Genomic DNA, 697 nt, shown 5'->3' on the forward strand with positions numbered 1-697 from the left:
ATCTTCGACAGCAACAAGCAACTCGAGAAATACATCTGCATCGACTTCGACATCACCGAACGCAAGCAATTCGAGGACGCGATCGTCGACAACGCCAAGTGCCAGGGCCTGATCGCCCGTCTCGGCCGCAAGGCGCTGGAAGCGGGCCCGCTGCAGGAACTGTTCGAGATGGCTGCGGCGGTCGCCTGCGAAGGCCTGGGCGTGCGCCACGCGGCCCTCTTCGGTTTCGACGCCGAGGCCGGCGCGGCGGTGCTGCAGGCCGGCGCCGGCTTTCCGGCCGAGGCGGTCGGCGCCCGCTTTGCCCACGTGGCCGGTCCCGGCTCGGCCGAGCAGCTGGCGCGCTGGAGCGCCGCCCTGCTCGGCACGCGCGCCGCCGGCAGCGGCATCGAGGTCTTCATCGTCTGCAGCGACCGCCTGTACGGCGCGCTCGGCGTGTATGCGCCCGAGCAGCGCACCTTCCAGGAACAGGAGGACGGCTTCCTGAACAGCCTGGCCAACATCCTGGCGACCGCGATCGAGCGCGAAGACGCGAAGAACCGCCTGACCTACCTGGCCCAGTACGACGCGCTGCCCGGCCTGCCGAACCGGCATCGCCTGGCCGGCTGCCTGGAGGATGCGATCGCCCCCGCCGCCCGCTGCGGCCACCGCGCCGGCGTGATGTTCATCGACCTCGACCGCTTCAAGCTGATCAACGACC

General features: G+C 69.9%; 1 protein-coding gene. It reads left to right on the top strand.

Going from position 1 to position 697, the window contains the following annotated elements; all coding sequences use genetic code 11:
- The coding region (locus tag KVT32_RS28070; RefSeq protein WP_217619195.1) for a GGDEF domain-containing protein at positions 1–697 on the top strand (697 nt) is incomplete at both ends.

Origin of the sequence: Achromobacter sp. GbtcB20 (assembly GCF_019091095.1) — a bacterium.
Taxonomy (GTDB): Bacteria; Pseudomonadota; Gammaproteobacteria; order Burkholderiales; family Burkholderiaceae_B; genus Achromobacter; species Achromobacter mucicolens.